Genomic DNA, 22,914 nt, shown 5'->3' on the forward strand with positions numbered 1-22,914 from the left:
AGCCGCCCCCCGGCGCGTTCCGTTACTTCTTCTTGCGCCCCTGATGGCGGATGTTCCCCGGCCGCCCGCGCTTGCCTGCGGGGTGCGACTGGCGCGGGGCACCCTGCCCCTTCTTCGGGCCCTTGTTCTGGTGCGTCCGCTTCTTTTCCGGGGCGCGGTTGCCGCGTGGTTCGATCCCCGCGCCATCGCTGTCGGGCACTTCGAACTTGAGCGCGCCGGTCAGCGCATTGGCTTCGGCGAGCTTGAGCTTGAGCCGGTCGCCCACGGCATATTCGGTGCCGCTGCGTTCGCCGACGAGCTTGCGCGCGCCTTCGTCATAGCTGAAATATTCTCGCCCCAGCGTGCTGACCGGGACCAGCCCGTCGCCGCCGAGTTTCTCGATCGTGGCGAAGAAGCCGAAGCCCTGCACCCCGGTGATGCGCGTGTCGAAGGTCTCGCCCACGCGGCCCGAGAGCCAGGCCGCGACATAGCGGTCGATCGTGTCGCGTTCGGCCTCCATCGCGCGGCGTTCGGTCTGGCTGATCGCGTCGGTGATCTGGTGCAGCGCGGTCTTGTCGCGGTCGGACAGACCCGAGCTTTCGGGCAGGTCGACCTTGGGTTTGGGCTGTTCGAGCTTGTAGGCATCGACCAGCGCGCGGTGCACCAGCAGGTCGGCATACCGCCGGATCGGCGAGGTGAAATGCGCATAGCTGCCGAGCGAGAGGCCGAAGTGGCCCGCGTTCTGCGGCCCGTAGAACGCCTGCGTCTGGCTGCGCAGCACCGCTTCCATGATCAGCGCTTTTTCCGCTGGTTCGGAAATGTCCTTGAGCATGCGGTTGAACAGCCCCGGCGTGATCACCTGGCCCAGCGCGAACTTCTTGCCCTGCGTGGCGAGATATTCGCGGAAGGCGAGCAGCTTCTCGCGGCTCGGCTGTTCGTGGACGCGGTAGACCACCGGCGCGGACTTGGCCTCGAGCGCCTTGGCCGCCGCGACATTGGCGGCGATCATGAAGTCCTCGACCACGCGATGCGCGTCCAGCCGTTCCCGGATCGCGATTTCCTCGATCACGCCCTCGTCATTGAGGCGGACCTGCCGTTCGGGCAGTTCGAGATCGAGCGGGTCGCGTGCCTGCCGCGCCTTGAACAGCAGCTTCCACGCACCCCACAGGTTCTGCAGATATTCGGGCGCATCGCCCGCATCGATTGCGGCCTGCGCGTCTTCATAGGCGATGTTCTGGGCGAGGCGGACGATGGCGCGGGTGAAGCGCCATTCGGTGACCTTGCCGTGTTTGTCGATGCTTATGTGGCAGGCCATCGCCGCGCGGTCGACATCCTGTTTGAGGCTGCAGACATCGGCGCTGAGCACTTCGGGCAGCATCGGCACGACGCGGTCGGGGAAATAGACCGAATTGCCGCGCTTGCGCGCCTCGCGGTCCAGCTCGCCGCCGGGGCGGACGTAATAGCTGACATCGGCGATGGCGATGATCGCGCGGTAACCGCCCTTCCCGTCGGGCTCGGCCCAGATCGCATCGTCATGATCGCGTGCATCGGCAGGATCGATCGCGACGATGGGGATGTCGCGCAAGTCTTCGCGATGGTCGGGCGAGAGCGGCAGGTCGACCACGCGTTCCGCCTCTGCGATGGTTTCGCTTGAGAAGACATGCGGGATGCCATGCTTGGCGATGGCGATCAGGCTGAACGCCTTGGGTGCCAGCGGATCGCCGATCACCTCGACCACCTCGACCTTCGCGCGGGCGGATTTGCCCATGCGTTCGGCCAGCACCAGCTCGCCTTCCTGCGCTTCGCCCAGATCGCCGATCGGCGCACTTTCGCGCACGCGCTTGTCGACCGGAGCGAGCCATGGCTTGCCCGCGCCATCGAATTCGACGACGCCCATCATGCCTTCGGTGCGCGCGGGAAGCTTCTTCATCGGCGTAGCGCGCCAGCCGTCACTGGTTTCCTCGTTGCGCGCGAGGATCCGGTCGCCACGCTTCAGCGCCGCCATCTTGGTCGTTTCGCGCACCACCAGCCGCGGCGGCTTTTCCTTGCTGTCGGGGGCCCAGTTCTCGGGCTCGGCAATTACTTCGCCATCCTCGATCGCGACGACCTTGAGCACGGTCACCTTGGGCACGCCGCCCATCCGGTGATAGGCAGTGCGCTTGCCGTCGATGAGGCCTTCTTCGGCCATGTCCTTGAGACGCTTTTTCAGCGTGATCTTTTCCTGACCCTTGAGGCCGAAGGCCTTGGCGATTTCGCGCTTGCCCGCGGGCGTGTCGGAGGTCTGGATAAATTCGAGTATCTGTTCTTTCGACGGCATCCCCTGACGCCGCCGGTTCGTGTTCTGTTTTGTCATGCGCGCCATATGGGGACGGCAAGCCCCCATGTCACGGGGTGCCTAATACGCCTTGGCCAGCAGCACGCGTTCCACTGCGGGTTCGCCGGTGAAGATGCACGCGCCATCGACCGCCTCGGCCCCGATCGGCACATTGCGGATGGTGAGCTTGTGGTCCTTCAGCCGCTCGACGACCCTTTCCAGCGCGGCGCCGGTCGGCTTCGACCATTGCACCTCGACCCAGCCGGGATAGCGCGAGGCGGAGAAATGCTTTTCCACCTCGGCGAAATCGGTGACCCCGTGGGTGATGTTCGCATCGCGGCGCTCGGCAGCCTGGGCTAGCAGCACTGCCTGCATGTCGGCGAGGATTGCGGGGATGGCCTCCCCTGCGGCTTCACGCGTCGGGTTCTCGAAGGCGGGCTTGCCCGTCTCCGCGTCCCACAAACGGTCGCGGCGCAGCATGCTGACGACGCCATTGTCCATGTCGCGCCCGCCCACCTCGACGATCACCGGCGCGCCCTTGCGGACATAGTCCCAGCGCTTCTGCGCCGCCTTGCCGGGCCGCGTGTCGAGCAGCACGCGCAGCGGTTCGCCAAGCACGCTCTGGCCGGCCAGCGTGGCGCGCAGCACCTCGCAATAATCGATCAGCGCCTGGTCTTCGGGCTTGTCGCGCAGCATCGGCAAGATCACCACCTGCTGCGGCGCGATCTTGGGCGGCAGGCGCAGGCCGTCGTCGTCGCCATGCGTCATGATCACACCGCCGACCATTCGCGTCGATACGCCCCAGCTGGTGGTATGCGCGAGGCTCTCGCCGCCTTCGCGGTTCTGGTACTTGATGCCCGAAGCCTGCGCGAAATTGGTGCCGAGATAATGGCTGGTGCCCGCCTGCAGCGCCTTGCCGTCCTGCATCATCGCCTCGATCGACCAGGTCTCGACCGCGCCCGGAAAACGCTCGTTCTCGGGCTTTTCACCGGGCACCACCGCCAGCGCGAGGTCCTCGTCGGCGAAAGCGCGATAGACCTCGAGCATGGTCAGCGTGTGGTCCTTCGCCTCGGCTTCGTCGGCATGCGCGGTATGGCCTTCCTGCCACAGGAATTCGCTGGTCCGAAGGAACATGCGCGTGCGCATTTCCCAGCGCACGACATTGGCCCATTGATTGAGCTTGAGCGGCAAGTCGCGCCAGCTCTGGATCCAGCGCGCCATGGCATCGCCGATGATCGTTTCCGAGGTTGGGCGCACGACCAGCGGTTCTTCCAGCTTGGCTTCGGGATCGGGGATCAGCCCGCCGTCCTTGCCCGCGATCAGCCGGTGGTGCGTGACCACCGCCATTTCCTTGGCAAAGCCTTCGACATGCTCAGCCTCGCGCTCGAAGTTCGACAGCGGGATGAAGATCGGGAAATAGGCGTTTTCATGCCCCGTCGCCTTGATCCGGTCGTCGAGCAGGCGCTGCATGCGCTCCCAGATGCCGAAGCCCCACGGGCGGATCACCATGCACCCGCGCACGCCCGATTCCTCGGCCATTTCGGCGGAGCTGATAACGTCCTGGTACCAGGCGGCGAAATCATCGTCGCGGCGCGTGTTCAAAGCATGGCGGATCTGGGCCACGGTCAATATCCCGTAATTGCTGGTCGGAGCGGCGCGCGGGCCGATGCCGTCATTTGCTCATCTCGTCCAGCTTCTTCTGCATCGCGGCCATCTGCGCGCGCATCTCGGCAAGGTCATCGGGCTGTTCGGGCCTGGGGGACTTGGACGCGGCGGGGATGAACGCCTCGGCGGCATTCTGCATCATCTTGAAATTGGCCTCGGCCATTTTCGCGAGCGGATTGGCTTCGATGCCCTTGGCGAAGGCCGACTGGATCTGTTCGCGGTTGCGGTGCAAATTCGCCATGCTGGCTTCGAGATAGCTCGGCATCATCGCCTGCATCGAATTGCCATACATGCTGATCAGGTCGCGCAGGAAGCTGACCGGGAGCATGTGCGTGCCGTGGCTTTCTTCCTCGACGATGATCTGGGTCAGGATGGTATGCGTGATATCGTCGCCCGACTTGGCATCGAGGACATTGAAGTCGACATTCTCGCGGACCATCTTCGCCAGATCGTCCAGCGTGATGTAGCTGCTCGTATCGGTGTTGTAGAGCCGCCTGTTGGCGTACTTCTTGATGATGATCGGTTCGCCCTCGGCGGTCCGCTTGGCCATTCTCGCATGCTCCCCAATTGTGCAATGCGAGACGTTTAGCACGTGCACAAAGTGCGATGCAACACAGCGCGCCGGTCAGCCGAAGCGGTGACCGAGAATTGTCAGCAATTCATATTGCGAAAGAGTGGTTTGCCGCGCAGCATCGGGGAGATGATATGGCAGCGCGACCCAATCGCCCTCCCCCACGTCCGGCGCATCGGACAGGTCGAGGACGATCATGTCCATCGACACCTTGCCAAGGATCGGCAGCCTGCGCTCGCCGTGCGTGAAATGCGCCTCTGCCCAGCTGCGCAGGATGCCGTCGGCATAGCCCAGCGACACCACGCCGATGCGCATGGCGCCGGGCGCGGTGAAGGTGGCGTTGTAGCCGACCGTTTCCCCCGCCCCGATCTCGCGGCACTGGATCACCCGCGCTTCGGGATAGGCCACCTGGCGGATATCGCCCGCCAGTTCGCTGCGCGGGATGCCGCCATAGAGCGACAGTCCGGGCCGGGTCAGATCGAAGGCATAGTCGCGGCCCAGGGCGATGCCGGCGCTGTTGGCGAGGCTGGCCTCCTTGTGGCGGACGGCAGAGCGGCATGAGCGGAAGGCGTTCAGCTGGCGCGCGTTCATGGCGCTGTCCTCGTCGGCGCAGGCCAAATGGCTCATCAGCACCTCGATCTCGAGCTGCTGGACATCCGGGTCGGACAGGTCGGCGGGAGATATGCCGAGGCGGTTGATCCCGGTGTCGATCATCAGATTGCACGGTCCGCCGCCGCTCTCGAGCCATAGGAGCGCCTGGCGCAGGCTGTCGATGACCGGCCTGACCCCTACCGACCGCGCATAGGCGGCTTCCCCGGCGTCGACCGGGCCGTGCAGCACCGCGACCTGTCCGGGCGGGACATGGCGCAGCACGGCGGGCACTTCGCTCCAATGCGCGACGAAGAAATCACGGCACCCGGCATCGCGCAGCACCGGCAGGCAGCTCTCGACGCCCAGACCATAGCAATTCGCCTTTACCGCCGCGCCGGCGCGCGCGCTGCCCGACAGCGTGTCGAGCGCGCGCCAGTTATGCGCGAGGGCATCGGAATCGATACGCAGCCGCAGGGTCGGCGGCGGGAGCGTGGTCATCGGCGGCTCACGGAAGGACGGGAGACGCGGGCGGATCCTGCCCGCTATCCTCAAAATCGCGCGGCGGACCCTCGGGCAGGCCCCACCAGGCCACGACCAGTCCGAAGCCGACCACCACCATCGTGTACCACAGCCCCGAATAGGCATTGCCGGTCATCGCCACGATATAGCCCGCGATCAACGGCAGGAAGCCGCCGAGATAACCCGCCCCGATATGATAGGGGATCGACATCGAGCTGTAGCGGATCCGCGCGGGGAACATCTCCGACAATAGCGCGGCGACCGAGCCATAGGTCAGCGCCGACAACAGACCGAGCACCAGCAGCAGGCCGATGATCCCGGCGATGCTTGCGAGTGGCGGGGTCTGGCGTTCGAAGGAATAGCCATTGGCTTCTAGCCAGCTCTGGATGATCGCGCGGCGCGTATCCTCGGGCAGGGCCTCGTAGCCATTGGTCGCGCTACCGATCGCCAGCTCGGTGCGGGTGTCTTCGGTAATGGCATAGGGAACGCCGAGCGCGGTCAGATCCTGCAACGCGCGGCCGCAGGCACTGGCCTGGACCTCGGCGAAGGGATCGTATTCGCACTCGGCTCCGCTGATCGTGACGGGCGCCGCGCGGGCGCTGTCCTGCAGGCCCGGATTGGCGAGCGCGCCGATCCCCCAGAACACGGGGAACAGCAGCGCAAGCGCGGCGATCGCCCCGATAATGATCGGCTTCTTGCGCCCGACGCGGTCGGACCATTTGCCGACCACGATGTAGAACCCCATCGACAGCGTGCCCGCGATCAGCAGCATCCATTCGACCACGCCCTCGTCCACGCGCATCGGTCCGCGCAGGAACGACAGGCCCGAGAAGAAGGCGGTGTACCAGATCGTGGTCAGCACGCCGGTGATGCCGAACAGCGCCACGAAGATGCGCTTGGGATTGCCCGGATAAGTCAGGCTTTCCTTGAACGGATTGGCCGAGGTTTCGCCTGCGGCCTTCATCGCCTGGAACACCGGACTTTCGGACAGCTTGAGCCGCATCCAGAGCGAGATGAACAGCAGCACGATCGACAGCAGGAAGGGAATGCGCCAGCCCCACGCGGCGAAATCGTCGGCCGGGATCAGCGCGCGGCAGGCGATCACCACCGCGATCGACAGCACGAAACCGCCGACCACGCTGGCCTGGATGAAGCTGGTGTAGAAGCCGCGCTTTTCGGGCGGGGCATGCTCGGCGACATAGATCGCCGCGCCGCCATATTCGCCGCCCAGCGCCAGCCCCTGCAGGATGCGCAGGCCGATCACGATCAGCGGTGCAGCGATACCAATGCTCGCCGCGCTCGGGATCAGGCCGACGCCCGCGGTGGCGATCCCCATCAGCGTCACGGTGACGAGAAAAGTGTATTTGCGGCCCAACCGGTCGCCGAGGAAGCCGAACAGGATTGCACCGAGCGGGCGGAAGCCGAAACCGACTGCGAAACCCGCCCAGACCAGCAGGATTTCCAGCGTCTCGTTATCGCTCGGGAAGAAGGCTGCGCCGATCAGCGCGGCGAGCGTGCCGTAGATGAAGAAATCGTACCATTCGAAGATCGTCCCCGCGCTGCTCGCGGCGATGACCAGGCGGATTTCCTTTTCGGACGGCTCCCTGTGCGGTGTGACGGCACCCTCGGGCATGTCGCGCTCCCTCCCTCGCGATTGTTCTTGGCGTGAACGCGGGTCTAGCGGGGGTCGCGGGGCTTGGAAAGCGCGTCCAGCGCGGCTCTCCACGGCAAGAGAATCGCCTCGTGACGCCCGCGGTGCGGACGGGCCGGTTCCAGCAGCGTGAGCCGCGGCAGAAACGCGCTTGGTGCCTCGCCCTCGAGCCATTTGGTCAGCGACTGCAGGGTGCGCTCGATCGCCGCTGTATCCATGCCGCGCGCCTCGCGCGCGAAAATCGCCGCGGAGGCCTGGCCCACCGCGCAGGCGGTGACCTTGAGGCCGATGGTTTCGAGCTGCCCGGTATGGGTGGACGACAGATCGATCACGCTGCCGCAACTGCGCGAGCGAGCAGTGCCGCAGGCAATGGCCGCATGGTCGTAGGGATAATCGGCCAGCTCCACCGCCAGCGCGAGCAGCTCGGGCGAATAGAGCGCGGGCGCGCGGGGTGCCGCCATCACTCGGGCGCGGCGGCCTGCTCGCGCAGGATGGCGCGGCGGTCGGCCAGCACTTCGACCAGCGCGCGCGAGCTGGCATCGACGAGTTCGTAGCTGCGCGCCGTGGTGATCCAGGTGGGCCGTCCCTTGAAGCCCCACACCGTATCGTAGCCCAGCACCAGCAGCGAGAAGGCGATCACCACGATGACCATGCCCTTGAGCGCTCCGAAACCGAAGCCGAGGACGCGGTCGACCGGCCCCAGCACCGAGCCGCGCGAAGCGGTCCCGACATTGTTGGCGATGACTTTCATCGCGGCATAGGGGATCAGCAGCAGTAGGGTGAACGACAGCAGCGAGGTGGTGATGTGCGAACCGATGTACTCCTGCAGCGCAGTCGTCAGCGGCGTATGCAGGAACCGGATCGCAAAAGCGGCCAGCACCCAAGCGGCGAGCGAAAGCACTTCCTGCAAGAACCCGCGCAGGAAACCGCCCACGGCTGCGATGCCGACGATCAGCAGGACAATGTAATCGAAACCCGTCATTTCTCTACCATGGACCGGGACTTATGAATTCCCGATTATCCGGTCAACGAGATTGGCCAATTGTCCCAAGCCATCATAGATCAGCGCCTCCGACCCACCCTTCACATCCGCCGGTCCAAAGCCGCGGTCGAAGCCGAGCTTGGCGGCTTCGCGCAGGCGCAGTCCGCCATGCGCGACCGGGCGGATTTCCCCGGCGAGCGAGACTTCGCCCAGCCACACGCTGCGCGGCGGCAACGGCTTGTCGGCCATCGCGCTGACCAGCGCCGCGGCCACCGCGAGGTCGGCTGCGGGATCGGACAGGCGATAACCGCCCGCGACATTGAGATAGACCTCGGCCGAAGAGAAATTGAGCCCGCAACGCGATTCGAGCACGGCGAGCAGCATGGCGAGCCGGCCGCTGTCCCACCCGACCACCGCGCGGCGCGGTGTGGCGCCCGATTGCAGCCGCACGATCAGCGCCTGGATTTCGACCAGCACCGGGCGCGTCCCCTCGATCGCGGGGAAGACCGCGCTGCCCGCCATCGGCTCGTCGCGACCCGAGAGGAACAGCATCGAGGGATTGTCGACTTCCTCCAGCCCCTCCCCCGCCATGGCGAAGACGCCGATTTCGTCGACTGCGCCGAATCGGTTCTTCAGCGCGCGCAGGATGCGGTACTGGTGGCTGCGTTCGCCCTCGAAGCTCATCACGACGTCGACCATGTGCTCGAGCACGCGCGGCCCGGCGATGCTGCCGTCCTTGGTCACATGCCCGACCAGCACCAGCCCGACGCCGTTTTCCTTGGCGTAGCGGATCAGCTCGAAGGCGCAGCCGCGCACCTGGCTGACCGTGCCCGGCGCGCCTTCGATCGTGTCCGAATGCATCGTCTGGATCGAATCGATCACCAGCAGCTTGGGCGCGTCCATCGAACCCAGCGTGGTCAGGATATCGCGCACCCCGGTGGCGGCGGCGAGCTTGATCGGCGCGTCGGACAGCCCGAGGCGCGCGGCGCGCATGCGGATTTGCCCGGCAGCTTCCTCGCCGCTGACATAGACGACGCCGTGCCCGCCGCGCGCGATCTTGGCCGCGGCCTGAAGCAGCAATGTCGATTTGCCGATGCCCGGATCGCCGCCCAGCAGGATTGCCGACCCCGGGACCAGTCCGCCGCCCAGCGCGCGATCGAATTCGGCGAGGCCGGTGGGCTGGCGCGTCGGCAAGGCGCCGGGCTTGTCGAGCTCGACGAACTCGACCGCGCGCCCCCCGCTCGACAGATCGTGTTTCATCGAGAACACCGTCGCCGGAGTATCCTCCGCCAGCGTGTTCCATTCGGCGCAATCGGGGCATTGCCCCTGCCAGCGATTGGATACGCCGCCACAGGCCTGGCAGACATAGCGTTTCTTGGGTTTCGCCATGCGCGCTTGCTAACCGGAACATTTAGCGAACGCAATTGCCTTTGTCGGTTTATCCCGTCATGAGGTCCGGCAATGCGTCAAAAGGAATTGCGGATAGCGCTGGTCTGCTACGGCGGAGTGAGCTTGGCCATCTATATGCATGGCGTGACGCGCGAGCTGTGGCAGCTGGCCCGCGCCAGTCGCGATTTCCATGCGCAGGGGCCCGCGCGCGGCGGGGTGGAAGCGGTCTATCGCGGTCTGCTCGAACGGATCGCCGACGAACATGACCTGCGGTTGCGCGTGCTGCCCGATATCATGAGCGGGGCCAGCGCGGGCGGGATCAATGCCGTATTCCTCGCGCAAGCGGTCCATTCGGGCCAATCGCTCGAACCGCTGACCGACCTGTGGCTTGAACTGGCCGATGTCGACGAACTGGTCGACCCGGCGGCGCGCCTCAAATGGCGTTTCTCGAAGATGTGGGCGCAGCCCTTCGCCACCTGGCTGCTCAGCCGGCCCGGCAGCAATCTGGCCGATGCGGTGGCCCCCGAGACGCAGGCCGAGGTCGAGCGCAAAGTGTCGCACCTGATTCGCGGTCGGTGGTTCGAACCGCCGTTTTCGGGCCTCGGCTTCTCGCGAATGCTCGAACGCGCCTTCTCGGCCATGGCTGCGAGCCCGGTGGAAGAGCCGCTCCTGCCGCCCGGCCATCCGCTCGACCTTTATGTCACCGCGACCGATTTTCACGGCTATCTCGAATTGCTGCGGCTGCACAGCCCGCCGGTGGTCGAGGATACCGAACACCGCATGCCGATTTCCTTCCGGACGCGCACGCCGATGACCGGTGGCATCGATATCGCCAATCCGCTCGAGCTGGTGTTCGCTGCCCGCGCGACAGCCAGTTTCCCCGGGGCCTTCCCGCCGCTGCGGATCGAGGAAATCGACCAATTGTCCGACCTCACCGAACGCAGGTGGCCGGAGAGGGAGGCGTTTCTCGAACGGATCATGCCGGTGCATGTCGCGCGGGAAACAATTGATAATGTGTCGCTTATCGACGGGTCGGTGCTGGTCAACAAGCCGTTCGCCGGGGCCATCGCCGCCTTGCACGAACGCCCCGCACAGCGCGAAGTCGACCGCCGGTTCCTCTATGTCGATCCGCGCCCCGACCGCTATGGCGATGATGGCGGCAAGCGCGAGCCGGTGGGATTCTTCTCGGCCATTTTCGGATCGCTGTCGACGCTTCCGCGCGAACAGCCGATCCGCGACAATCTGGAACAGCTCGAAGAGCAAAGCCGCGAGGCCGAGCGGCTCAGCCGCATGGTCGCCGCGCTGCGCCCCGAAGTCGATGCCGCGGTCGATCGCCTGTTCGGGCGAACACTGTTTCTCGACCGGCCCACTCCGGCGCGGCTGAAAGCGTGGCGGCAGAAGGCGCAGCAGGCCGCCGCCGAGCGTGCGGGTTATGCCTTCCACGCCTATGCGCAAGCGAAGTTCACCGGTATCGTCGTCCGCCTCGCGCGGTTGGCATTGGCCGCTGCGCCCAAGCTGGGGTTCGACGATTCCGCCCCGATCGAGGCGGTGCTGCGCGAGGAGTTGATCCGGCGCGGGCTGAGCACGCTGGCTGCGCCCTCGGGCGGTGCATCGCCCGAAGCGATCGCCTTCTTCCGCGAACACGACATCGGCTTCCGCATTCGCCGGTTGCGTCTGCTCGCGCGGCGGCTCGCGCGTGACTGGGAGGCCGATCCAGACATTTCCGACGAGGCGCTCGAACAGGGGCGCGACACGGTCTACCGGATCCTCGCGCTCTATTTCGAACGCGAAGGCGTTGCCGCTCTGGGCGCGGATTTCGTGCCATTGGCGGAGGGTGTGATGCGCGATCCGGGATCGCTGCTCGACATGATCGAGGCGAAGCGCCTGCTACCCGGGCTCGACGACCGCGCCGAGGAAATGCTCGCTGCCGCGCTGGAGCAGATGCCCAAGAACCTGCGCCGCCGGATGCTGCTGAGCTATCTGGGCTTTCCCTTTTACGATGTCGCGACACTGCCGCTGCTGCGCAATGAAGGACTGACCGAATTCGACCCGGTCAAGGTCGACCGCATCAGCCCCGACGATGCGCGCAGCATCCGCGAAGGCGGAACGCCGGCCACGCTGCGCGGGGTCGAGTTCTATAATTTCGGTGCTTTCTTCAGCCGGGCTTACCGCGAGAACGATTATCTGTGGGGCCGGCTACACGGGGCGGAGCGGATGATCGACCTCGTCTGTTCGACGCTGGAAAAGCCCTTCGCCGCCGAAACCTGCCGCCACTTCAAGCGCGCGGCCTTTCATGCGATCCTCGACGAAGAGCAGATGGCACAGCGCTGTACACAGCGCCTCATCGACGAGATCCGCGCCGAGCTTGTCGAGCGGATGCCCTAGCCCGCGGCGCGGCCGAAGAAGAGCAGCATTACCAGCCGCGCGCTTTCGGCGTCGGTGCCGAAGCCGGGCGCGGCGTTGTGGAACTGCCAGGGTGAAAACAGCACGAGCCGGTTGAAGCGCATCGGGACGCGCATCACGCGCTCCCATTTGCCTGGCTGCGCGGTATCCTTGTTGACCACGTCGCCGACCAGCGTGTCCAGATCGGCATAGCCCGACGCCGCGAGCTCGGCGCCATTGGCGGGCACGCGTTCAAGGCCGGTACGCTTGTGGCGGAAGAAATCGGTCCCGCCGGCCCCCGGTCTGGCGCAATCTTCGGGGCGCGAGAGATAGAGGATGCCCGAGTAGAAAGCCGGGTCGATATGCACCCCGCTGCGGCCCTTGTCCGCTTTCAGCGTCATCCGGCAATGGCCATGCTCGGTCTTGTCCGCCCCCTTGAGCGGGAGGCCAAGATGCCGCGAGACCGAGGCGTTAATCCCGTCCATCGGCAATGCGGTAGTCGAATCGCGGCCCGGATAATTCCCCCCCGTTCCCTGCGGCGCATAGTCGAGCGCGAGCGCAGCCCGCCGCGCGGCCCAGGGGTCGGACAGGAAATCGTCGATGATCGTCAGCGAAGGCAGCATGGGCCGCGCTTATCGCCAGCGCGGCCCTGCTTGGCAATCACCCGCCGATCACATCCTTGAGCTTGTTGAAGAAGCCGCGGCTTTCAGGGCATTCGTCGCCGGTTTCCAGCTCGCGGAACTGTTCGAGCAGCGCGCGCTGTTCCTTGCTGAGCTTGGTCGGGGTCTCGACCGCGATTTCGACCACCAGGTCACCGCGTCCGCGGCCCTGCAGCACGGGCATGCCCGCGCCGCGATGGCGCAACTGCTTGCCCGACTGGATCCCCGCCGGAATTTCGATCGTCACATCCTCGCCATCGAGGTTGGGAATATCGATCGACCCGCCCAGCGCAGCGGCGGTGAAGCTGATCGGCACGCGCGTGGCGAGCGTGGTGCCTTCGCGCTGGAAGATCGCATGCGGTTTCACATGGAGGAAAATATAGAGATCGCCCGGAGGCGCGCCGCGCGGTCCGGCCTCGCCCTTGCCCGACAGGCGGATGCGGGTGCCGGTATCGACACCGGGCGGGATTTCGACCTCGAGCGACTGCGCCTTGTCCACGCGTCCCTCGCCGCGGCAATCGCGGCATGGCGAGCTGATGACTTCGCCGCTGCCGTGGCAATTGGGGCACGGACGTTCGACGACGAAGAAGCCCTGCTTGGCACGGACCTGGCCCTGGCCGTGGCACAGGTTGCAGGTGCGTGCGCGCGTTCCGGGCGTTGCCCCCGAGCCGTGGCAGGTTTCGCAATTCTGCGAGACTTCGATCTCGATTTCGGTCGATTTGCCGTGGAAGGCTTCCTCGAGTTCGATCTGCAGATCGTAACGCAGATCGGCACCGCGGCGCGGACGGGCACGCCCACCGCCGCCAAATGCGCTACCGAAGATGGTCTCGAAAATATCCCCGATATCACCGAAATCGGCGCTGGGATGGCCGCCGCCACCGGGGCCGCCCTGCTGGAAAGCGGCATGCCCGAAGCGGTCGTAGGCGGCGCGCTTCTGCGGGTCCTTGAGCACTTCATAGGCGGCGCTGAGCGCCTTGAACTTGCCCTCGCTCTCGGTGCAGCCGGGGTTGCGGTCGGGATGGTGCTTCATCGCGAGCTTGCGATAGGCCGACTTGATCGTCGCCCCGTCGGCATCGCGGCTCACTCCGAGCAATTCGTATAGTTCGGTTTCGGTAGTCGACATGGCTTCCCAATGACTAATCGCCACCGGTGCGCGGGGGCACCGGTGGCGATTGGTTTTTCATCGTCCGATCAGTTCTTCGCGTCTTCGTCGACTTCGGAGAACTCGGCGTCGACCACGTCGTCCTCGGCCGCGCTATCCGCTGCTTCGGCATCTCCGGCAGGCGCGTCGGCAGCATTGGCCTGCTCCTGCTCGTAGATCGACTGGCCCATCTTCATCGCGCTCTGCGAAAGGTCCTGGGCCTTGGCGTTGATGTCGGTAGCGTCATCACCTTCGAGCGCGGTCTTGAGCGCCGCGACTTTCTCTTCGACTTCGCTCTTCAGCGAAGCGTCGATCTTGTCGCCATGCTCTTCGAGCTGCTTCTCGGTTGCGTGGACGAGGCTGTCGGCTTGGTTGCGCGCCTCGGCGCTTTCGCGGCGCTTCTTGTCCTCGTCGGCGAACTTCTCGGCATCCTGGACCATCTGGTCGATATCGTCATCGGACAGGCCGCCCGATGCCTGGATGCGGATCTGCTGTTCCTTGCCGGTCCCCTTGTCCTTGGCACTGACGTTGACGATGCCGTTGGCGTCGATGTCGAAAGTGACCTCGATCTGCGGCACGCCGCGCGGGGCAGCCGGGATACCGACCAGGTCGAACTGGCCGAGCATCTTGTTGTCCGCGGCCATTTCGCGTTCGCCCTGGAAAACGCGGATCGTCACCGCGTTCTGATTGTCCTCGGCGGTCGAATAGGTCTGCGTCTTCTTGGTCGGGATCGTCGTGTTGCGATCGATCATCTTGGTCATGATGCCGCCCAGCGTTTCGATGCCCAGCGAAAGCGGGGTCACGTCGAGCAGCAGGACGTCCTTGACGTCGCCCTGGAGGACGCCGGCCTGGATTGCGGCGCCCATGGCGACGACTTCATCGGGGTTCACACCGGTATGCGGCTTCGAACCGAAGAATTCTTCGACGACTTCGCGAACCTTGGGCATGCGGGTCATGCCGCCGACGAGGATGACCTCGTCGATCTCGTCCTTCGAGACACCGGCATCGGCCAGCGCCTTCTTGCACGGTTCGAGCGTACGCTTGATCAGGTCGCCGACGAGCTGTTCGAGCTTCGAGCGGCTGAGCGTTTCGACGAGGTGCAGCGGGGTCGAGCTGCCGCCTTCCATACGCGCGGTGATGAAGGGCAGGTTGACTTCGGTCGAGGCCGAGCTCGAGAGTTCGATCTTGGCCTTTTCGGCGGCTTCCTTGAGGCGCTGCAGCGCGAGCTTGTCGGTCCGGAGATCCATGTTCTCCTTCTTTTTGAACTCGTCCGCGAGATATTCGACGATCGTGCTGTCGAAATCTTCGCCGCCCAGGAAAGTGTCGCCATTGGTCGACTTCACTTCGAACACGCCGTCACCGATTTCGAGCACCGAGACGTCGAAGGTACCGCCACCAAGGTCGTAAACGGCGATGGTCTTGCCGTCTTCCTTGTCCATGCCATAGGCGAGCGCCGCGGCGGTCGGTTCGTTGATGATGCGCAGCACTTCGAGACCGGCAATCTGGCCGGCGTCCTTGGTCGCCTGCCGCTGCGCGTCGTTGAAGTATGCGGGAACGGTGATGACCGCCTGGGTGACGGTTTCGCCAAGATAGCTCTCGGCGGTTTCCTTCATCTTCTGCAGGATGAAGGCGGAAACCTGGCTGGGCGAATAGTCTTCGCCGCCGGCTTCGACCCATGCGTCGCCGTTCTTGCCCTTGACGATGTCGTAGGGAACCAGGCCCATGTCCTTCTTGGTCAGCGGGTCATCGAACCGGCGACCGATCAGGCGCTTGATCGCGAACAGCGTGTTGTCGGGATTGGTCACCGCCTGGCGCTTGGCCGGCTGACCGATCAGACGTTCGCTGTCCTTGGTGAAGGCCACGATCGATGGTGTGGTCCGTGCGCCTTCCGAATTCTCAATGACCTTGGGCTTGCCGCCGTCCATCAAGGCGACACAGCTGTTGGTGGTGCCGAGGTCGATACCGATAACTTTGCTCATGGTTTCCCCATCTGTTTCAAGTCGTTGGACACCGCACTTTGGGTTCCCCAAAGCTGGCGGAACCGGTTGGCGGCTCTATCCGGTGGTGTGTTACCCGCGTGATATAGGTGCGGTTTTCCTTGGCACAAGGGAGAGCGCGCGCTAGTTTTTGCGCATGACGAAGAGGGGATGAAATCCATGAAATTCACGTATTTCACACCAGCAGCGCTGGCTTTCGCTACGGTTACACTGGCCGGTTGTTCGGGCGGCACCGAGGAAGCGGCGGCACCCGCGGTCGACGAGGTGGCACTGGAACTGAGCGACGCGCGGCTGATGCTGCCGGCGGTGTCGGGCAATCCGGGCGCGATCTATTTCACCGTCGCCAATAGGGGCGAGCGCAATTACGCGATCCGCCGCGCCGATGTCGCCGGCGCCGGCCGCGCAGAACTGCATGCATCGATGCAGATGGACGGCGAAATGACCATGGACAGCGTGGGCCAGGTATTGGTCAATGCGGGCGATGAAGAGACCTTCGAACCCGGCGGCTACCACGTCATGGTGTTCGATCTCGACCCGGCAATCGCGGCGGGCGACACGGCCGAGATGACGCTGACCGTGGTGGGCGGCAAGCAGAAGAGCTTCCCGGTCGAAGTCCGCGCCGCGGGTGACGAACGCTGAACGATGGGCGCGACACGCTGGGGGTTGCTGCCCATGACGAAGCGGTCGCGCCAACCTGCCCCGTAGGAGGGGAACGTCCGCTGACAGCGGGCGAGATCGCGCTCGCCCGATCGGTTTTCGGGCACGCGATCGATTATGCCAAGGTGACGATCTGGCGGCGGAAGTGGTTTCCGTTCCAGCCCCGCCGGATCACCATGGCGCCGCGCGGTCACGTCCATTTCCACCCGCGGGGCGATGCCTATTGCGATGATTTTTCGACCACGCATGTGCTGCGCCAGGGGTTGCTGATCCATGAGCTGGTGCATGTGTGGCAGGTCCAGACCAGGGGCGACTGGTTCCTGCTCACCCGGCGGATGCCCTGGGCGCGCTATGATTATTCGCTCAAGCCGGGCTGGCCGCTCGAACGCTATGGCATCGAGCAGCAGGCCGAGATCGTGAAGCACGCCTTCTGGCTGCGCAATGGTGTCAAGGTCGCGGGCATCGCCGATTCCGCAGCATACGACCTGCTGGTCCGCTTCCCGGGGGCCGAGCGCTAGGAACCGCGGGCAGCCGATGCGAAGAGGGCCGCCCCATGGGGGACGGCCCTTGTTCGTTCGGTCAGATGTTCATCCGGCCAGGCGATCAGCGCCAGTAGCGGGCGTAGCGATCGTCATCGCGACAGTCGTCGTCGACATAGCGGCCATCGCCGTAATAGCCGTCGCAATCGTCGTCCTTGTCGCTAACATAGCCGATCACCCCGCCGATCGCGGCACCAGCTAGCGCGTAGGTTTCGAGGTCTTCGCCCAGCAATGCGCTCAGCCCGGCACCGGCAGCCGCACCGGCAGCTGCGCCCTCGACCGCGTAATTCTGCGCGCAGGCGCCCAGTCCGAGGCTCGAGGCGAGTAGCGCGGGTGCGAGTAACAGCTTGGTGTTCATGGTATCTCTCCGTTTGCGTCCCTGTCGGATCACATACGGACGAGCGGCCTCGCCGTTCCTCAGTCGTAGGTCACGCCGGGCAGACCCTGCCCGCCATCAGCGATAAAGGCATCGATCCGCGCTTCGAGCGCGGGCAGCGGCACCGAACCGAGCGACAGCACCACATCGTGGAACTTGCGGATATCGAACGCTTCGCCGAGTTCCTCTTCCGCCTTCGCGCGGACGCGGCGTATCGTCATCTCGCCCAGCTTGTAGGCCAGCGCCTGACCCGGCCAGCTGATGTAGCGATCGATCTCGGTGCCCACTTCGCGGTCGGACAGGGCGGTATGGCTCGACAGGTAATCGACCGCCTGTTCGCGGTTCCAGCCATAGTGGTGGATGCCGGTGTCGATCACCAGCCGCGCCGCGCGCCACATCTCGTAGGACAGCCGCCCGAACTTCTCATAGGGCGTGCGATAGATCCCCATCTCCTCGCCGAGATATTCGACATAAAGCCCCCAGCCCTCGCCGAAGCCGGAGAAATAGGTCTGCCGGCGGAAGCGCGGGGCCTCCTCCTGCTCGAGCGCGACCGCGCCCTGGAAACTGTGCCCGGGCGCGCATTCGTGCAGCGTCAGCGCGGGGATGTTGTAGAGCGGGCGCGAAGGCAGGTCGTAGGTATTCATCTGGCACGCATCGAGCCCGCCGCGCCCCGCGGTGTAGAATGGCGCGATGGCGGGATCGACCGGACGGATCGTGAACCGGTGACGCGGCAGGAAGCCGAAATAATCGGCCAGCTTTCCATCGACGCGCTTGGCGACATAGGAGGAAACCCCCATCAGCTCGTCACCGCTGCGCGCCACGAATTGCGGGTCGGTGCGCAGGAAGGTGACGAATTCGGCCAGCGTGCCGTCGAAGCCCGCCTCGTCCTTCACCTGCTCCATTTCGGCGGTGATCCGCGCGACTTCGTCGAGCCCGATGCGGTGGATCTCCTCGGCGGTCAGGTCGAGCGTGGTGTATTGGCGGATCTGCTGCGCGTAATAGGCCGCGCCATCGGGGAACTCGCTCGCGCCAAGGGTCGTGCGCGTATTGGGCAGATATTCCTCGCGGAAGAAGGCGAGCCATTCGGAATAGGCGGGCGTTACCTGCTCAGCGATTGCCGCGCGCCCGGTTTCGCGCAGGCGCTCCTGCTCGTCCGCGGGAATGCTGCGCGGTATGTCGGCGAACGGCGTCCAGAAGGGGCTCTGCTCGGGATCGTCGACGACATAGAATGCGATCGACACATCGCGTCCGTCCAACGTCACCCGCGGAACCGAAAACCCGCGCGCCAGACCGGCCCGCGCATTGGCGGTCTGCTCGGCGAAATAACGCGGAATATCGCGCATCCGGCCGATGTAGTTGTGATATTCTTCGGCCGTGGTGAAGCCGCCGCGCGGGGCCAGGTAGGACCAGAAATTGCTGTCGCTGTCGAAGGGCATTTCCCATTCGGCAAAGCGCGCATCGCCGATATCGGCCTCGAGCAGCGTGTGAAGGACCAGCGCATTGGTCCGCCCCTTGGCACCCAGCGCCGTCCGGTCGATGGCCTCCAGCTCACTAAGGTATTCTACGTAGCGTGCCGCCCGTGCCCGCTGCGCTTCGGGCGTGACCGACCACAGGCTGGCGCTGCGCTCGGTGCTGCCATTGGCGTTTTCGGTCAGCCCGAATTGCTCGAGCTGGTAATCGTAATAGCTGTCCGCCACCGCCGCGAGGCGATCATCGGCGCTGTCCTGCGCCGCCAGCGGAACGGATAGGGCGGATGCGACGAGGACCGCCGCTCCGTGAATGGCAGTCCTCATCATCACTCCCCGTGTCCGGACAATCAGTCCGGCTTTTTCGCCACGCCGACCATGGCCGGGCGCAGCAAGCGGTCCTTGATCATGTAGCCGGCCTGCATTTCCTGCACGATGGTGCCCGGTTCGACCTCGTCGCTCGGCACTTCCATCATCGCCTGATGCTGGTTGGGATCGAGCGGCATGCCCTTGGCGGCGATGCGCGTGATGCCATTGCCGGCAAACACCTTCTCCAGCTCGCGCTGGGTCGCCTCGATACCCGAAATGAAGTTCTTGGCCTTCTCGTGTTCGCGCAATTCATCGGGCACATGGTCGAGTGCGCGCGCCAGGTTGTCCGCCACGCTGAGGATATCGCGCGCGAAGTTGGTCGCGGCATAATTGCGCGCGTCCTGGACGTCCTTTTCGAGGCGGCGGCGCACGTTCTGCGTCTCGGCGCGCGCGTAGAGCACGTCCTGCATGGCGGTTTCGAGATCGCCCTTGAGCTTGCCGAGTGCATCGTCGAGCGAACTTTCCTCACTGTCCTCATCGGTATCGCCACGCAGGTGTTCAGGCACGCCTTCCATTTCGCGTAGCACTTCGTCGTCGACCGCCTTTTTCTGCGGTTCGTTGTTGTTTTCGTCGGTCACGTAATAACCCTGTCAGCCTATGCGTTTGCCCAAGGATCGGGCGGTGAAATCAACCATGGGGACGACCCGCGCGTAATTCAACCGAGTTGGGCCGATCACCCCCAGTACGCCGACCACCCTGCCCTCGCGGTCGCGATAGGGCGAGGCGATGACCGACGAGCCCGAAAGTGAGAACAGCCGGTTCTCGGCGCCGATAAATATCCGCATGGCTTCGGCGCGGCGTGCGCGTTCGAGCAGGCTGGCGACCGATTGCTTGCTTTCGAGATCGTCGAGCAGCGAGCGGACGCGTTCGACATCGCCCAGCGCGGCTTCGTCGAGCAAATTGGCCTGCCCGCGCACGATCATGACCGGGCGCTTGGCCGCATCCTCGCTCCATGTCGCGAGCCCGCGCCGCACCAGATCACTGCTGGCTTCGTCGAGCGCGGACTTCCCGCTGGCGATCTCCGCTTCGACCGTGCTGGCCGCCTCGGCGAGGGTGCGACCGGAGCTGCGTGCGGTAAGGTAATTGCTCGCCTGTTCGAGCGAGGTGCCGAGTGCTTCGGCGGGAAGCGTGATGATGCGGTTTTCGATCTGGCCGTCTTCGCCGACCAGCACCGCCAGCACGCGGTGCGTGTCGAGTGCGGTCAATGAGACCTGCGCCAGACGCGGCTCGCGCGTCGGGACCATGACCATGCCCGCTGCCCCCGAAAGGTCGGACAGCAGCGCGCTGGTTTCCTCGAGCGCGCGTTCGATCGGACCAGGTTCGCCCAACCGCTGCTCGATGGCGTCGCGTTCCTCCCGCGTCGGTTCGGCCACCTGCATCATTGCATCGACGAACAGCCGCAATCCCGTATCGGTGGGCATCCGCCCCGCGCTCGTATGCGGCGCCGCCAGCAGCCCGCGCGCCTCGAGATCGGCCAGCACGTTGCGGATCGAAGCGGGGGAGAGATTGACCTGCCCGCCGCCCGCCAGCGCTTTCGATCCCACCGGCGAACCGCTGTCGAGATAACCTTCGACCACGAGTCGGAAGATCTCGCGAGCGCGGTCGGACAGATCGTTGAGCGGCGGAGAATTCATGCCCCCTATCTAACCACTCCCCTTGCGGCCTCAAGGGGCTTGCGCCACAGGCACTCGCGAGATTCGACTGCAATGGAGAACCCCATGCGACCTTCCGGCCGGGCGCCCGACGAAATGCGCGCCATCACTATCGAAACCGGTTACACCAAGCACGCCGAAGGCAGCTGCCTGATCAGCTTCGGCGAAACGCGCGTATTGTGCACCGCCAGCGTCGAAGAACGCATCCCGCCGTGGCTGCGCGGCAAGGGCGAAGGCTGGGTCACCGGCGAATATTCGATGCTCCCGCGCGCCACGCATACGCGCGGCCAGCGCGAGGCGGCCAAGGGCAAGCAGAGCGGCCGGACGCAGGAAATCCAGCGACTTATCGGGCGCAGCTTGCGCGCGGTGGTCGATCACAAGAAGCTCGGCGAACGGCAGATCACGCTCGATTGCGACGTTATCCAGGCCGATGGCGGCACGCGCACGGCGTCGATCTCCGGCGCCTGGGTGGCCCTGCGCCTCGCAGTCGACGGGCTGATGAAGTCGGGCGATATCACGCAGGACCCGATCACCGCGAAAGTGGCGGCGGTTTCCTGCGGGGTCTACCAGGGCACGCCCGTGCTCGACCTCGACTATCCCGAGGACAGCAATGCCGATGCCGATGCCAATTTCGTGCTGATCGAAGGCGGCAAGATCGCCGAGGCGCAGGCGACCGCCGAAGGCGCGCCCTATGACGAGGAAGCCTTCCTCCGCCTGCTGCGGCTGGCGCAGATGGGCTGCGCGCAGATCTTCAAGGCGCAGGACGAGGCCACGCGCAAATGACGCGCCGGCTCGGTTCGGGCTCTCTGGTGATTGCCACGCATAACGCCGGCAAGCTGAAAGAGATTTCCGCGCTGCTCGAACCGCATGGCATGAAATGCCTGTCGGCCGGGTCGCTGGGCCTGCCCGAACCGGCCGAAACCGGCACCACCTTCGTCCAGAACGCGCTGCTCAAGGCGCGGGCTGCGGCGGAGGCGTCGGGCATCGTCGCGCTGGCCGACGACAGCGGCCTGTCGGTCGCTGCGCTCGGCGGGCGACCGGGCGTCTATACCGCCGACTGGGCCGAGCGGCAGTGGTTCGAAGGCGATCCGGGCCGCGACTGGTACATGGCGATGGGCAAGGTCGAGGGGCTGTTGCAGGAACAGGGCGCGGATGCGGACCGGTCCTGCGCGTTCCATTGCGTGCTGGCGTTGGCATGGCCCGATGGCGAGCACGCGGTCTACGAAGGCACCGCTCCCGGCAGCCTCACCTGGCCGCCGCGTGGCGAAATGGGCTTCGGTTACGATCCGGTGTTCGTGCCCGAGGGCAGCGAGCAGACCTTTGCCGAGATCGAACCGGCGCAGAAACACGCGATCAGTCACCGCGCCGATGCGTTTGCGAAGCTGGTCTCCGAACAGTTCGGCTAAAAGCTTAGTAGGCTTTCTGGCCCCAGACATTTCCGGCGGGCCAGTAGCGGCAGACCAGCACGTCGTTGCCCGCGGCGGTGGCCACCGCGCAGCCGACTTCCTGCGTGTCGCGCCAGACCACCTGCGAGTAATGCCCGACGTCGGCCCAGTTCCCCGTTTTCGAGATGTTGGGGAAGTGCGCGTGGCGGTAATGCTTTTTCTCGGCGATGAACATGCCGACCATGGTTTCGACCTGCCAGTGTCCGGCGGTGCCCATCCAGAGGTTTTCGCCCGTCTGGTTGCGGCCCTTCTGGCTGGCGTGCTGCAACATGCCTTTGCGCGACAAGTGACGCGCCCAGTCCTGTGCTTCGCGCTCGAGATGGGTGTTCCACTTGAGGGGTTGCAGACGCAGGCGCAGGCGTTCGTCATTGTGCGTCCGCAGGATGCGTGCGGCCAGATGGACGTCCGAGCTTCCCCGGCCATCGATCGACCGTGATGCGGGAATCGGCTTGTCCTGCGAAAACCAGCGCGACGATCCGCTTGCGGCCACGGCAGTCCCCGTGGCACAGAGTAGAGCAACAGCGCCCATCAGCGGCGCGATCCAGTTCTTCGTCCCATTCATGGGTCCGG

General features: G+C 65.2%; 21 protein-coding genes. 5 read left to right on the forward strand and 16 right to left on the reverse strand.

The window, feature by feature from the left end:
* Positions 1 to 22 precede the first annotated feature (22 nt).
* The 8 genes from rnr to radA form a co-directional block, all read right to left on the reverse strand.
* The gene (gene rnr, locus V6B15_RS06070) at positions 23 to 2,341 is read right to left on the reverse strand and encodes a ribonuclease R (protein ID WP_334200427.1); all 2,319 of its coding nucleotides are present in this window, start codon (positions 2,339 to 2,341) and stop codon (positions 23 to 25) included.
* A gap of 33 nt (positions 2,342 to 2,374) precedes the next feature.
* Complete coding sequence (gene proS, locus V6B15_RS06075; protein WP_334200428.1) at positions 2,375 to 3,916, reverse strand: proline--tRNA ligase; 1,542 nt, start codon at positions 3,914 to 3,916, stop codon at positions 2,375 to 2,377.
* Between the two features lie 49 nt (positions 3,917 to 3,965).
* Positions 3,966 to 4,508, reverse strand: coding sequence for a polyhydroxyalkanoate synthesis repressor PhaR (gene phaR, locus V6B15_RS06080; protein WP_334200429.1), 543 nt, complete (start codon positions 4,506 to 4,508; stop codon positions 3,966 to 3,968).
* Positions 4,509 to 4,583: 75 nt separating this feature from the next.
* Entirely contained in the window at positions 4,584 to 5,618 is a 1,035-nt protein-coding gene (locus tag V6B15_RS06085) for an alanine racemase (RefSeq protein WP_334200430.1), read from the reverse strand.
* Between the two features lie 7 nt (positions 5,619 to 5,625).
* Complete coding sequence (locus V6B15_RS06090) at positions 5,626 to 7,272, reverse strand: MFS transporter (RefSeq protein WP_334200431.1); 1,647 nt, start codon at positions 7,270 to 7,272, stop codon at positions 5,626 to 5,628.
* Between the two features lie 44 nt (positions 7,273 to 7,316).
* The gene (locus V6B15_RS06095; protein WP_334200432.1) at positions 7,317 to 7,751 is read right to left on the reverse strand and encodes an iron-sulfur cluster assembly scaffold protein; all 435 of its coding nucleotides are present in this window, start codon (positions 7,749 to 7,751) and stop codon (positions 7,317 to 7,319) included.
* Entirely contained in the window at positions 7,751 to 8,272 is a 522-nt protein-coding gene (locus tag V6B15_RS06100; RefSeq protein ID WP_334200433.1) for a CvpA family protein, read from the reverse strand. Before V6B15_RS06100 ends, V6B15_RS06095 begins: the two co-directional genes overlap by 1 nt.
* A 21-nt stretch (positions 8,273 to 8,293) precedes the next feature.
* Positions 8,294 to 9,661: a DNA repair protein RadA gene (gene radA / locus V6B15_RS06105; RefSeq protein WP_334200434.1), complete on the reverse strand. Its 1,368-nt coding sequence runs from the start codon at positions 9,659 to 9,661 to the stop codon at positions 8,294 to 8,296.
* A gap of 72 nt (positions 9,662 to 9,733) precedes the next feature.
* Here radA and V6B15_RS06110 point away from each other — a divergent pair, with 72 nt between their 5' ends.
* The gene (locus tag V6B15_RS06110) at positions 9,734 to 12,046 is read left to right on the forward strand and encodes a patatin-like protein (RefSeq protein WP_334200435.1); all 2,313 of its coding nucleotides are present in this window, start codon (positions 9,734 to 9,736) and stop codon (positions 12,044 to 12,046) included.
* Here the strand turns inward: V6B15_RS06110 and V6B15_RS06115 are convergent.
* The 3 genes from V6B15_RS06115 to dnaK all read right to left on the reverse strand — a co-directional run bounded on the left by V6B15_RS06115 (position 12,043) and on the right by dnaK (position 15,822).
* Entirely contained in the window at positions 12,043 to 12,666 is a 624-nt protein-coding gene (locus V6B15_RS06115) for a DUF6445 family protein (RefSeq protein WP_334200436.1), read from the reverse strand. The two genes, V6B15_RS06110 and V6B15_RS06115, sit on opposite strands and share 4 nt — an antisense overlap.
* 37 nt (positions 12,667 to 12,703) lie before the next feature.
* Positions 12,704 to 13,825: a molecular chaperone DnaJ gene (gene dnaJ / locus V6B15_RS06120; protein WP_334200437.1), complete on the reverse strand. Its 1,122-nt coding sequence runs from the start codon at positions 13,823 to 13,825 to the stop codon at positions 12,704 to 12,706.
* 68 nt (positions 13,826 to 13,893) lie between these two features.
* On the reverse strand, positions 13,894 to 15,822 hold the full coding sequence (dnaK, locus tag V6B15_RS06125; RefSeq protein WP_334200438.1) for a molecular chaperone DnaK: 1,929 nt from the start codon (positions 15,820 to 15,822) through the stop codon (positions 13,894 to 13,896).
* A 177-nt stretch (positions 15,823 to 15,999) separates the two neighbouring features.
* On the opposite strand from dnaK, the gene V6B15_RS06130 reads away from it, so the two are divergent.
* A complete protein-coding gene (locus V6B15_RS06130) occupies positions 16,000 to 16,479 on the forward strand; it encodes a copper chaperone PCu(A)C (RefSeq protein ID WP_334200439.1) in 480 nt (159 codons plus the stop codon).
* A gap of 17 nt (positions 16,480 to 16,496) precedes the next feature.
* Positions 16,497 to 17,015 carry a vgr related protein gene (locus V6B15_RS06135; RefSeq protein ID WP_334201333.1) on the forward strand — a complete coding sequence of 173 codons (519 nt, stop codon included), beginning with the start codon at positions 16,497 to 16,499 and terminating at the stop codon, positions 17,013 to 17,015.
* Positions 17,016 to 17,100: 85 nt separating this feature from the next.
* On the opposite strand, the gene V6B15_RS06140 is transcribed toward V6B15_RS06135, so the two are convergent.
* From V6B15_RS06140 to hrcA, 4 genes are read right to left on the reverse strand one after another with little or no spacing between them, the layout of a single operon-like run.
* On the reverse strand, positions 17,101 to 17,394 hold the full coding sequence (locus V6B15_RS06140; protein WP_050600536.1) for a YMGG-like glycine zipper-containing protein: 294 nt from the start codon (positions 17,392 to 17,394) through the stop codon (positions 17,101 to 17,103).
* A gap of 59 nt (positions 17,395 to 17,453) precedes the next feature.
* The gene (locus V6B15_RS06145; RefSeq protein ID WP_442969008.1) at positions 17,454 to 19,205 is read right to left on the reverse strand and encodes a DUF885 domain-containing protein; all 1,752 of its coding nucleotides are present in this window, start codon (positions 19,203 to 19,205) and stop codon (positions 17,454 to 17,456) included.
* Positions 19,206 to 19,228: 23 nt separating this feature from the next.
* Positions 19,229 to 19,825, reverse strand: a complete 597-nt coding sequence (grpE, locus tag V6B15_RS06150) for a nucleotide exchange factor GrpE (protein WP_320180238.1) — start codon at positions 19,823 to 19,825, stop codon at positions 19,229 to 19,231.
* 12 nt (positions 19,826 to 19,837) lie between these two features.
* Positions 19,838 to 20,881 carry a heat-inducible transcriptional repressor HrcA gene (hrcA, locus tag V6B15_RS06155; RefSeq protein ID WP_334200441.1) on the reverse strand — a complete coding sequence of 348 codons (1,044 nt, stop codon included), beginning with the start codon at positions 20,879 to 20,881 and terminating at the stop codon, positions 19,838 to 19,840.
* Positions 20,882 to 20,965: 84 nt separating this feature from the next.
* On the opposite strand from hrcA, the gene rph reads away from it, so the two are divergent.
* Complete coding sequence (gene rph, locus V6B15_RS06160) at positions 20,966 to 21,682, forward strand: ribonuclease PH (RefSeq protein WP_067466735.1); 717 nt, start codon at positions 20,966 to 20,968, stop codon at positions 21,680 to 21,682.
* Positions 21,679 to 22,305: an RdgB/HAM1 family non-canonical purine NTP pyrophosphatase gene (rdgB, locus tag V6B15_RS06165; RefSeq protein ID WP_334200442.1), complete on the forward strand. Its 627-nt coding sequence runs from the start codon at positions 21,679 to 21,681 to the stop codon at positions 22,303 to 22,305. The genes rph and rdgB overlap by 4 nt, the downstream gene beginning before the upstream one ends.
* A 4-nt stretch (positions 22,306 to 22,309) precedes the next feature.
* Here rdgB and V6B15_RS06170 read toward each other — a convergent pair whose 3' ends face one another.
* Positions 22,310 to 22,906 (reverse strand): CAP domain-containing protein, encoded by a 597-nt coding sequence (locus tag V6B15_RS06170; protein WP_334200443.1) that lies wholly within the window; start codon positions 22,904 to 22,906, stop codon positions 22,310 to 22,312.
* Positions 22,907 to 22,914 lie beyond the last annotated feature (8 nt).

The organism is Qipengyuania sp. Mu-71 (genome assembly GCF_036867055.1).
Lineage (GTDB): Bacteria > Pseudomonadota > Alphaproteobacteria > Sphingomonadales > Sphingomonadaceae > Qipengyuania > Qipengyuania profunda.

What these genes read in the sequence shown, in the direction of transcription:
- V6B15_RS06130 (WP_334200439.1), top strand. Translation starts at nt 16,000, where the DNA reads ATGAAATTCACGTATTTCACACCAGCAGCGCTGGCTTTCGCTACGGTT.
- V6B15_RS06170 (WP_334200443.1), bottom strand. Translation starts at nt 22,906, where the DNA reads ATGAATGGGACGAAGAACTGGATCGCGCCGCTGATGGGCGCTGTTGCT.
- V6B15_RS06090 (WP_334200431.1), bottom strand. Translation starts at nt 7,272, where the DNA reads ATGCCCGAGGGTGCCGTCACACCGCACAGGGAGCCGTCCGAAAAGGAA.
- V6B15_RS06095 (WP_334200432.1), bottom strand. Translation starts at nt 7,751, where the DNA reads ATGGCGGCACCCCGCGCGCCCGCGCTCTATTCGCCCGAGCTGCTCGCG.
- V6B15_RS06115 (WP_334200436.1), bottom strand. Translation starts at nt 12,666, where the DNA reads ATGCTGCCTTCGCTGACGATCATCGACGATTTCCTGTCCGACCCCTGG.
- phaR (WP_334200429.1), bottom strand. Translation starts at nt 4,508, where the DNA reads ATGGCCAAGCGGACCGCCGAGGGCGAACCGATCATCATCAAGAAGTAC.
- V6B15_RS06140 (WP_050600536.1), bottom strand. Translation starts at nt 17,394, where the DNA reads ATGAACACCAAGCTGTTACTCGCACCCGCGCTACTCGCCTCGAGCCTC.
- dnaJ (WP_334200437.1), bottom strand. Translation starts at nt 13,825, where the DNA reads ATGTCGACTACCGAAACCGAACTATACGAATTGCTCGGAGTGAGCCGC.
- V6B15_RS06085 (WP_334200430.1), bottom strand. Translation starts at nt 5,618, where the DNA reads ATGACCACGCTCCCGCCGCCGACCCTGCGGCTGCGTATCGATTCCGAT.
- V6B15_RS06100 (WP_334200433.1), bottom strand. Translation starts at nt 8,272, where the DNA reads ATGACGGGTTTCGATTACATTGTCCTGCTGATCGTCGGCATCGCAGCC.
- rnr (WP_334200427.1), bottom strand. Translation starts at nt 2,341, where the DNA reads ATGGCGCGCATGACAAAACAGAACACGAACCGGCGGCGTCAGGGGATG.
- V6B15_RS06145 (WP_442969008.1), bottom strand. Translation starts at nt 19,205, where the DNA reads ATGAGGACTGCCATTCACGGAGCGGCGGTCCTCGTCGCATCCGCCCTA.
- V6B15_RS06110 (WP_334200435.1), top strand. Translation starts at nt 9,734, where the DNA reads ATGCGTCAAAAGGAATTGCGGATAGCGCTGGTCTGCTACGGCGGAGTG.
- rdgB (WP_334200442.1), top strand. Translation starts at nt 21,679, where the DNA reads ATGACGCGCCGGCTCGGTTCGGGCTCTCTGGTGATTGCCACGCATAAC.
- rph (WP_067466735.1), top strand. Translation starts at nt 20,966, where the DNA reads ATGCGACCTTCCGGCCGGGCGCCCGACGAAATGCGCGCCATCACTATC.
- dnaK (WP_334200438.1), bottom strand. Translation starts at nt 15,822, where the DNA reads ATGAGCAAAGTTATCGGTATCGACCTCGGCACCACCAACAGCTGTGTC.
- radA (WP_334200434.1), bottom strand. Translation starts at nt 9,661, where the DNA reads ATGGCGAAACCCAAGAAACGCTATGTCTGCCAGGCCTGTGGCGGCGTA.
- hrcA (WP_334200441.1), bottom strand. Translation starts at nt 20,881, where the DNA reads ATGAATTCTCCGCCGCTCAACGATCTGTCCGACCGCGCTCGCGAGATC.